This window comes from Bacillus sp. FSL L8-0099, assembly GCF_038006385.1.
In the GTDB taxonomy this organism is placed as follows: domain Bacteria; phylum Bacillota; class Bacilli; order Bacillales; family Bacillaceae_G; genus Bacillus_A; species Bacillus_A toyonensis.
This window is the reverse complement of the sequence record NZ_JBBOVC010000007.1, coordinates 1-9,199: the sequence shown is the minus strand read 5'-3', so window position 1 is coordinate 9,199 and position 9,199 is coordinate 1. Positions and strand designations below refer to the sequence as shown.

Sequence of the window (9,199 nt, the reverse complement as noted above, 5' to 3'; positions counted from 1 at the left end):
ATTTTCCTTCGAGTATCTGCGATGCCCTCCCTGACTTCGCTCCGTTTGTATGTTAAATTCGTTTGACCATACCTTTAACAAATCGGGTGTGATCCCTAAAAGATCCGCAACAATTTTCGGTGTATGCATTTCCGATTTTAGTTCCAAATTTCATTCCTCCCCCAAAAACGGAATACGTTTTTCACTTAAAAAAACACGACTAAATCAACATTCCAATCAAAATCGGAATATACTTATAACCGATATAAAAACCGATTTTAAAAACGATTTAATTTCGAAATACATTCCGATTTTAACACCGATATATATTACTTCTCGATAATAACATCAAAATCTTTTTTATTTATACAAGATTTTATGCAAAAAAAGAATAGCGGGAATCCCTAGAATCCTCGCTATATCAATGATGTATAAAATCATGTATAAGAGATAAATAGATATAGAATCAATAATCCCTGTAAATACAAGGATTCTATCAAAATAGTTGCTACCGATAATAGGATGTTATGTTAACCTTATATGAATACTATATTCATGGGTAAGAACGAATGTTTGTCATTTGTTTAGAAAATTTAGTAAACTTGTTTATGAGGCTAAGTGAGAGGAGAAATATAAATGAATACAATTGATTTATTGTTATTAAACTTAACAGAAGTTAGAAGACGGAGTATAAAAATATGGAAAACGATTCCTAGCGATAAATTGGATTGGAAACCAGATGAAAAAGCTATGACTTGTTTAGAGATGATTCGGCATGTACTGGAATCAGAGCACTATTATCATCTGGCTATTGAAAATAGGGGAAGTCTGAAAGAGTATAATTCTCCATTTGAAAACAGACCTTTTTTATCTGTCGAAGATGAACTGGATTTTGCTGAGATATATCACAAACAATTTTTAGATACTGTTCGTTCTTTTTCTAATGAAGATCTAAATACAATTAAAATTGATCGTTCAAATGTAGGGTATATTCGTTCTTTAGGGGATATGTTAATGCGTATAGCATATCATGAGGGTGTTCATACAGGACAAATGTTAGATTATATGAGAACAATAAAAATTGAACGCCCAAATATATGGGATTAATAATTTCACTACTAATAACAAAAATAAAATAAGCCGTCCATATGGACGGCTTATTTTATTTTTGGCTTAGCATGGTTTTTTTCAAAATGCTGGCGATACCCCTAACATCTTCTTTTTCATTAAGAGTTAAGCACCCCAAATCCCCTTAAAAATTTGTATTCGGAATATCATAACAAAATCAAAAAAGACCCTACAAAAGGGTCTTTCATCAACTAATATTAAGCTTTTTGAACATTAGTAGCTTGTAGGCCACGTTGTCCTTTTTCTACTTCAAACGTTACACTTTGTCCTTCGTCTAAAGATTTGTAACCGTCGATTTGGATAGCTGAGAAATGTACGAATACGTCTTCTCCACCTTGACGCTCAATGAATCCAAAACCTTTGTCTGCATTAAACCATTTTACTTTACCTTGTTCCATAATTGTTGCCTCCTAGTGTGGATACCCACACATATGTTACTACCCTTGCTCAAATACCTTAGACGAAAAACAAAATTTATTCTTAATCTCAAACCGAACAAAAATAGGTCTTTCTTAAATTAACATACTTTCTAAAAAATAGCAAATTTCAAAAATAAGTCCTTATGGTAATTAGCCACTAATAGTGGTTGCTGAAGAAAAAGTCACTATGATAGTCATCACAGCAAGAAGTTACCAAAGGATCTCGACAATATCATTAGTTTGATTTTTTTCAGACATTCAACAACTGATAAAATTAGCTATTTTCGAGTTAAATTTTACTCCTGATAACAATAATTATGTAAACATAAAAGTCCTCCAATTAAGCAATCCGGAGGACTTTTAATAGTTTTCTAAGTTATCTTCCAAATACACTCAATCCTAAATAAATCAAACTATAACTAATTAAAGCACTTGCAAGCATCAAACCTATTTTTAATAATTTGTCTTTTATATTAGGCCTTACTTCACTTACAGGTTTTCCCTCTATAAAATCAACTATTTGACGATAAGTTTTTAAATTATGCTCTTTTTTTATATTTTCAACTTGCTGTGATGAAAACATAAGCAAAATCGTAAGTACCAAAGGTATTATAAAACCATAATAACCAAAAAAGTTGATTTTTGAAGTTCTTCTTTCATGATCTTTACATCTCCTTTAACTAAATCATCTAGGGAGACATTAAAGAGAATACTCATCATTAGTAAATTATGAATATCTGGATAGTTCCTTTCATTTTCCCAGTTAGAAATAGATTGTCTGGAAACATGATTTTTTTCTGCTAACTTCTCTTGGGACATATTATCCCGTTTACGAAAATATTATATTTGTCTACCAATGTTCATCTATACATCTCCCTTAAGTTTGAGGTTAAATTAAAGGCTAATTAAAGACTACCAAATTTCTTTATAATAACGTGATTCTAAGGTGTAAAAATGTTTTATCATGCTATTTCCCCCTGTTTTTGGGTGTGAGTGCTGGCTGGGGTCTGGGGGCTAGCCCCCAGGAACTTAACGTAACTGAATATGGAATAAGCTTATTATTTAAATCGATAGAACTAGCGTTTCGGCGGGTATAATTGCTGATCCAAGTCGAGCAACTTAACCCCGTTTTTGGTCTGTTCGGCTTGGCGAAAGCTAAAAACCCGCCGAAAAAAGTTTTGCAAGGACATAATAAAAAAGTAAAAACGTTAGTCTTTACTTTTTTATTATGAAGGTGGAGATTTTTGAGCATTTTTTTGCTCAAAAATACTACCTGTTCCTTGCGGAACTTTTAGCCTTATATAGAGAGTGAGAGTAAATTAACGTTATTTAGTTATAAGAATGTTGTTATATCAAGGGTTTATAGGTGTTTTCGTAGTTATCAAATTAGGTAACATTAGTTATCAAATTAGGTAACTACGAAAATATAAAAAATAGCCCTTAAAAAAGGGCTATTGGAAATTTTTTTAATAATGATTTAGATTTTATAAATAATGCTTTTAAAGTAACTTCAATATTGTCACGTTCACCAGAGAACATAATGTTAGGATTAATAAAAATTGCATTAGTACGCACGTTATTACCTTCAATTTCTTGACCTACTGCTTTTACTACAATACCTTTTTCTTGTAATTGCTTTAATACTCGACTAACTTTAGGTTTACTCGTTCCAAGACGTTCAGCAATCTGCGTTTGAGTCATAGGAACTGCACTTCTAGAATGAATATCATCAACTATACAATTACTTTTAAATTGTAAAAACCGTTGAATACGGATTAAAAATAGTATTTCTTCATCAGTAAAATATCCTGTCTCCAAAGCATAATTCCAATTATCTTGAATCAATTGAACAAACCTCACTTTCGATTGAGGACTTTTTTTAGTTCCTATGTAAAGCTCTTTACCAGTAGCTTTAGCCATAATTTCCATAGCTTTTTCTAATTCAGATTTTGAAACCTCATTATGATCTTGTTTAAATTGTTCATTTTCAATTTCCAAATCTCTTTTTCTAGCATTTCTTTCAGCTTGTCCAAAATCTACAACTTTTGTCATAAAATAATTCTCTCCCTTAGTGGAAGGAATCAACTTTTATATGTTAGAATGTATATAGAATATATATTGGTTGATTCCAACCTTATTATGAAAAACCGCCTGCCGACCAAAGCATGGGCGGTTTTTCTCGTTTTTACGTCTTTCTCTATAATAACATGAAACATCTTGTTAAAGCTTTCCATCTCTTGCAAAAACAAAACATTTATCCCTCATCAATTACATTCTTTATTTAATTTTTTCGCTATTATCACTATTATCACTTCTATCTTTCCATATCCAATCCACGATGTTTATTCATTTCTTTTTTATGCTCACGTTCAAATTGATTATCTATTCCCTTACTATCCAATTCATTTTTAACAATCTCTCTAAACGCCTTAAATTGCTCTTTAAAAACTTTTTTCGTTTGTATATACAAAACTCTTATGTTCGTCTGTAGACTCTTTATATGAGCTTTTAATGAGCTGATTTCTTTATTTAATACCCCAACTTCCTTTTGCAACTGACCTTTTTCTTGTTTCAATGTCCTATTCTCTTTCATCCAACCTTCTGCGGTCATTTTTAAACTTTCATACGCTTTCACAAAATCTGTTTCTCTCAAACGCTCATAATCCTTTTTGATAATGACCGCTGCATTTACTTGTTTTGTTAATTCTTGATATTGTTCTGGTGATAATACATAATTTCTCGTCTGTTTCTTCATGATTTCAGCTTTTCCAAACATTTTATCCTGTACTTCTGTTATTACTTCTTTACGCAAAAATGGAATTTTAATAGGTTCATTTGGTATCTGATCTGTAGCACTATCTAATTCTTTTTGCATTTGTTTTACTCTTTTTTCTAACTCTATATGACGCTGGCCAATTAACTCCAGCTTTTCACTTCCACTCTCTACTTGTTGTTTCACTATCTCTAATTCTTTTTGCTTATCAATGACATCATTTTCTAAACTTTTTTTCATTACTTGTAATTCGTTTGTTTTTTCTTCAACATTTTTTAAATCATGATCAATCGTTTGCAATTCTGTTTCTTTTTCTTGTACTTGATTTTCAATAGTTGACTTCGCTTCTGCATATTCCTTGTATTGACGGACTTTCATGTACTTATGAGAACCTACATTAGCACGTTCAAAATTCGGAATATGTTCTTTCGCTAATTGCTCAATATAAGCTGTTTCCGCTTCTCTCCAATACGCAATTAACTTTCTTCCCTTTCCTTCGACACCTTGTTGTTGCAAAGCTCTATCCATTCCGACACGCCTCGTTAACCCTCGACTACTTTCGAAATTTGGTACATAGTTGATATGTAAATGCGGATTTGCTTCATCATCATGTAAAACCATGTTATAAACCGCTAGGTTTGGATTTCTCTCTTGAAAAGCCTCAGCATAGCGCTTCAGTGCTTCCTTTTTAGCTCCCCTATACTTTGGGTCGTCTTTGCCTTCCCCAATCGCCACAACCAATTCTCGTTGCTCATGTGTCTTATCGTCTTTATGTATTTTGTCATAATAGTCATCAATCTTACGGTCATTCCGTTTTTGTTTCTCATTATATTTGTCGACTGCTTCTTGAAAAACATCCTTGTATACACTTCGGATGTCCTTTTGAACAAAATAGATATTCTCGTCTAACCTAGCTGGATCTATGCCAGGATTCCCATGAATATTTTCCCTGTTATTATGGCTCAATGAACTTTGGTAAGATTGATTAAATGAGATAGAACCCAACATAAAGTACCACCACTCTCCCTAGATTAATTGATACCATAAGTCTAGCAAAGCGACGAAATGGAGTCAATTAGAGTAACCCTATACGTATTTTGACGCTAACGCATCAAAATCGATAGGGGTCTGCGACGCTTTTCGGCTTTGCCGATCCATGCTAAGCATGGCAAATACAAACCTTGGGCTTTGCCCAAACCCACTGGGGAACTCTTCCCCAGTCCCCTTTCTATCTAACTCCCCAACCCCTCAATCCTTGAGGGGCTCCCTCGCCGGTTGGCAGGCCAAAACGACAGGCGTTTTGGCAAACCAAGAGGGTTGCATAGTGAGTGTGTCAACTCCTTATCCTCCCGTCCCCTTACGGGTTCGGTCCGGTACCGTTGACACACGCTATGTTTTTATCTTTGAACTAAATTAAAAACAGCTCTAATTATTTTTTTGTTGCTCATATATCAATTTTCTCTACTTTCTTTATTCTGTTTCCACAACAAATAAAAACAATATTAATTACACCTATTAATCTGTAACTGAATATAAAAAAATAGATTGTTTGAATCAGTAAAAATAAGTGATTTAGCTAAGACAATTATTTATTAATACTTATAATAGAAAAAGAGTCCTAATTTAATAGGACTCTTTTTCTATTATAAGTATTAATATAAATTATTAGTTTTTATTAGTAATTTATAATAATAACATTAGTGACTGAGTGATCCACCATGCAGCAGTTTCGTTACCAACTACTTTTAGAACGCCTCCATACACTGCATCTTCTAATGCACCAGTATAATGCTCAACGTATTGTGCAATTGTATAAAGAGCAGCTTGTCTACCAAGTCTATCTTTTACAGGTCCTGGAAGTTCGTCCCATAATTTCGTGATTGCTTTAGCAGCCCAACTTAATTTTCCTCGTGTTTCAAAGCTACTATCATCCTTATTAGCTGCAGCATCTAAAAATACTTGCTTTTCTTCCGCAGTTAAATTGAAGTATTGAGTAATTCCCTCAATGTTTTTTAGATCAGTAGGATTAATAGATTTTTCTAATAATAAATTTTGATTTAAATTCATATTCACATTATGTACTGGAACTGGATTTGAATGAATTGTATTATTAGTATTTTCCTCAGCGGCGAATGCATTAGTACTAATTAAACCTGTAGATAATAATGAAACAGTTAGTGCACTTACAATAAGTTTATTTTTTTTCAAAACATATTCCTCCTTTTTTATATATCAATATAATATTTTATTACTATATCGATAATTACATGTATTAATTTACCATAATTAAACTGAAATTTCCATTTAAATTTCAAAAAAATACAATTTTTTTATTTTTTCATATATTGACATTATTTTGTAATTATGCTATTTTTTATTCTTGAGATTTAATAGTTAGGTCCTTAAAACGACTCATTTTAGTCAGATTAATTTAAAAATTTAATCATTTTATTGATATATTCATAAGAAAAGGTGGTATATTTGATGAATATTTTTAAAAAAGTTTTTGGTAATAAAGGAATAAAACTATTTGTTTCTTTAATTTTATGTTTCTTTTTTCTCATACCTGTAAAATCAACTGCTGCTATTGAACAAGAAAATTATTATACTGTTTTATTAAAGAACAATAATAACTATATCGATATAATAGATTTAGTTAATGAAAAGAATATAGAAATTGTATATAGTATAGAAGAATTAGGGATAATTCAAATAAAAACGGATAAAATTACTATGCAGGAATTAGGGGGAAATCCTTTAATTGACACATATAATTTTTCTTTACGAACAATAGGTACACAAATAGAAACAGATAAAAAAACATATATAAATTCTGCATCCTCATTATGGGATAAACAGTGGGATATGAAGAAGATTACAAATAACGGAAAAAGTTACGATGTTTTTTCTGGATCAAAAAATGTTGTAGTTGGAATAATAGATTCTGGTTTAGATATGAATCACCCTGATTTAAAAAACAATATTGTTACCGGATCAAAAAATTTAGTTCCAAAAGGTGGATTTAGAGGAAAAGAGAAAGAAGAAGATGGAGATATTAATAATTCAATAGATAAATTAGGCCATGGGACGTATGTTTCTGGACAAATAGCTGCAAACGGTAAAATAAAAGGAGTAGCTCCTAACGTTGGTATTAAATCTTATAGGGTTTTTGGTGAACGAACAGCCGAATCTTTGTGGATAATAAAAGGTATTATAGAGGCTGCAAAAGATGATGTTGATGTTATTAATATTAGTTTAGGAGATTATTTAATTGATGGTATGGCATTTTTAGAAAATCAACCTACAAAAAATGATATTGCAGAAATCAAGGCTTTTAAAGAAGCTATTGAGTTTGCTGAAAAACAAGGAAGTGTTGTAGTAGCAGCTGCTGGAAATAATTCTTTAGATGTTAATAATAAAAAACAAATGTATCAATTTCTTCAAAAAAAATTAAGAAATGATGGTATAACTTTGCAAGGGAATTTAATTGATGTACCTGCAAGTTTGCCAGGTGTAGTTACTGTTTCATCTATTGGCCCATCAAATAACCTTGCATCATTCTCTAACTTTGGAAAAGACTTCATTGATATTGCTGCTCCAGGAGGAGATAATAGATTATTTCAACGATATGGATTTGAAACCTGGTCTGATCAAAAAATGTATGAAAAAGAACAAGTAATTAGTACAGGGTTAGAACAAGATTATATTTATGATGCAGGAAATTCAGTAGCAGCTCCTAAAATATCTGGAGCTCTAGCTTTAATTATTGATAAAAAGAAATTTAAAAATCAACCAGAGCAATCTGTTAATTATCTGTATAATCATGGTGTTGACTATGTTCCTCATGCTGAAAGTCTAATGGGTAAAGGTGTACTTAATGTTTTCAAACTATTACAAGAGTAATTAAATAACCAAGCTATGTAATTACATAGCTTGGTTATTTAATCTCTTATTTGAATTGTAAAAAATAATAATAAGTAAATTTATTATGAGATGTATTGTAACTACCCAAAAATCACGAGTGAAAAATAAAACGGTTATATTTAAAGAAAGATTTGTTAAAGCAAATAAAAAATAAGAAATTTTTTCTTTTGATTCCCAATTATTTCTGTTTATATAAACAAAAACAAAACCAATAACAGGGATAATAAAACAAATAAAGAATATAAATTTACTTTTGAGATACCAAGGGATCATTTTCTTTTCCATTTAATTCTCCTTATGTTAAAAATGAGTTTATATTGAATATATTAACATAAAAATCCCAAATTATCAGTATACAGAACTTTTGTTATAGAGATTTTTCACTGTATTACAAATATAAATTTATTAAAAGGTAGTCAATAAATACATGATAGAAAGATAACAACCCTTACATAAATTAATATTTATGTAAGGGTTGTTAGTGTCTAATATTCGTATGTTAATCTATACTGTATTCCTTTATTTTTCTTTTTCTAACATCAGAACAACACAAAAAATATATTTAATTTTTAAAAAAACCGAAAAAACCTTTCCGTTTTTGTTTTTGATTTTGTTTCTGCATATCTCGAATGTTTTCAAGCAATAACTGATCTCGCTTCTCTAACTTCTTTTCTATAAAAACTTCTAATTCACTATTTTTACCTTCTACTTCAGTTAACTTTTTCTCTGTATTCGCTAAATGCTCTTTTGTCGTAACCAATTCATTCGTAATTTCTTGCAATTTTTGAACAAGTGCTTGATTGAATTGATTTTGTAACTGCTGATTTTCTAATACTTCATTCAATTTCTTTTCTAATTCTGATTTTTCTTCTTTTGAAACAAACGAATCAAGTTCTCCGTTCCGCCATGCTCGAACTTGATCGTAAGACCATTTTTGTGTCTGTATTTTTTCTTTTATCGCTTTTAATTCTTCTAT

The 9,199-nt window shown here is 30.8% G+C and carries 9 protein-coding genes and 1 pseudogene; 2 read left to right on the top strand and 8 right to left on the bottom strand.

Annotated features, from left to right (window positions below):
* The coding region (locus MHH42_RS32350) for a MerR family transcriptional regulator (protein ID WP_142307624.1) at nucleotides 1–147 on the bottom strand (147 nt) is incomplete at its 3' end.
* Nucleotides 148–615: 468 nt separating this feature from the next.
* On the opposite strand from MHH42_RS32350, the gene MHH42_RS32345 reads away from it, so the two are divergent.
* Nucleotides 616–1,086, top strand: coding sequence for a DinB family protein (locus MHH42_RS32345; protein ID WP_340895874.1), 471 nt, complete (start codon nucleotides 616–618; stop codon nucleotides 1,084–1,086).
* Nucleotides 1,087–1,304: 218 nt separating this feature from the next.
* Here the strand turns inward: MHH42_RS32345 and MHH42_RS32340 are convergent, their stop codons facing one another.
* From MHH42_RS32340 to MHH42_RS32320, 5 genes and pseudogenes are all read right to left on the bottom strand, one after another.
* Nucleotides 1,305–1,505 carry a cold-shock protein gene (locus MHH42_RS32340; protein WP_000434818.1) on the bottom strand — a complete coding sequence of 67 codons (201 nt, stop codon included), beginning with the start codon at nucleotides 1,503–1,505 and terminating at the stop codon, nucleotides 1,305–1,307.
* Between the two features lie 397 nt (nucleotides 1,506–1,902).
* Nucleotides 1,903–2,345: pseudogene (locus MHH42_RS32335) on the bottom strand (helix-turn-helix transcriptional regulator).
* Nucleotides 2,346–2,966: 621 nt separating this feature from the next.
* Nucleotides 2,967–3,578: a helix-turn-helix domain-containing protein gene (locus tag MHH42_RS32330; RefSeq protein ID WP_340895872.1), complete on the bottom strand. Its 612-nt coding sequence runs from the start codon at nucleotides 3,576–3,578 to the stop codon at nucleotides 2,967–2,969.
* Nucleotides 3,579–3,840: 262 nt separating this feature from the next.
* Complete coding sequence (locus MHH42_RS32325; protein WP_340895870.1) at nucleotides 3,841–5,307, bottom strand: plasmid recombination protein; 1,467 nt, start codon at nucleotides 5,305–5,307, stop codon at nucleotides 3,841–3,843.
* A 675-nt stretch (nucleotides 5,308–5,982) separates the two neighbouring features.
* Nucleotides 5,983–6,507, bottom strand: a complete 525-nt coding sequence (locus tag MHH42_RS32320; protein ID WP_340895869.1) for a hypothetical protein — start codon at nucleotides 6,505–6,507, stop codon at nucleotides 5,983–5,985.
* Between the two features lie 276 nt (nucleotides 6,508–6,783).
* Between MHH42_RS32320 and MHH42_RS32315 the strand changes: the two genes are divergently transcribed.
* Nucleotides 6,784–8,202, top strand: a complete 1,419-nt coding sequence (locus MHH42_RS32315) for a S8 family peptidase (RefSeq protein WP_340895865.1) — start codon at nucleotides 6,784–6,786, stop codon at nucleotides 8,200–8,202.
* Between the two features lie 21 nt (nucleotides 8,203–8,223).
* Here MHH42_RS32315 and MHH42_RS32310 read toward each other — a convergent pair whose 3' ends face one another.
* Both MHH42_RS32310 and MHH42_RS32305 read right to left on the bottom strand, forming a co-directional pair.
* Nucleotides 8,224–8,508, bottom strand: coding sequence for a hypothetical protein (locus tag MHH42_RS32310; RefSeq protein WP_262717639.1), 285 nt, complete (start codon nucleotides 8,506–8,508; stop codon nucleotides 8,224–8,226).
* 277 nt (nucleotides 8,509–8,785) lie between these two features.
* Nucleotides 8,786–9,199: mercury resistance protein (locus tag MHH42_RS32305; protein WP_340895859.1), on the bottom strand; the 414-nt coding region annotated here is incomplete at its 5' end.

Bases quoted from the DNA above. Each gene is read 5' to 3' on its own strand.
- MHH42_RS32345 (WP_340895874.1), top strand. From the start codon at position 616: ATGAATACAATTGATTTATTGTTATTAAACTTAACAGAAGTTAGAAGA.
- MHH42_RS32340 (WP_000434818.1), bottom strand. From the start codon at position 1,505: ATGGAACAAGGTAAAGTAAAATGGTTTAATGCAGACAAAGGTTTTGGA.
- MHH42_RS32330 (WP_340895872.1), bottom strand. From the start codon at position 3,578: ATGACAAAAGTTGTAGATTTTGGACAAGCTGAAAGAAATGCTAGAAAA.
- MHH42_RS32325 (WP_340895870.1), bottom strand. From the start codon at position 5,307: ATGTTGGGTTCTATCTCATTTAATCAATCTTACCAAAGTTCATTGAGC.
- MHH42_RS32315 (WP_340895865.1), top strand. From the start codon at position 6,784: ATGAATATTTTTAAAAAAGTTTTTGGTAATAAAGGAATAAAACTATTT.
- MHH42_RS32310 (WP_262717639.1), bottom strand. From the start codon at position 8,508: ATGGAAAAGAAAATGATCCCTTGGTATCTCAAAAGTAAATTTATATTC.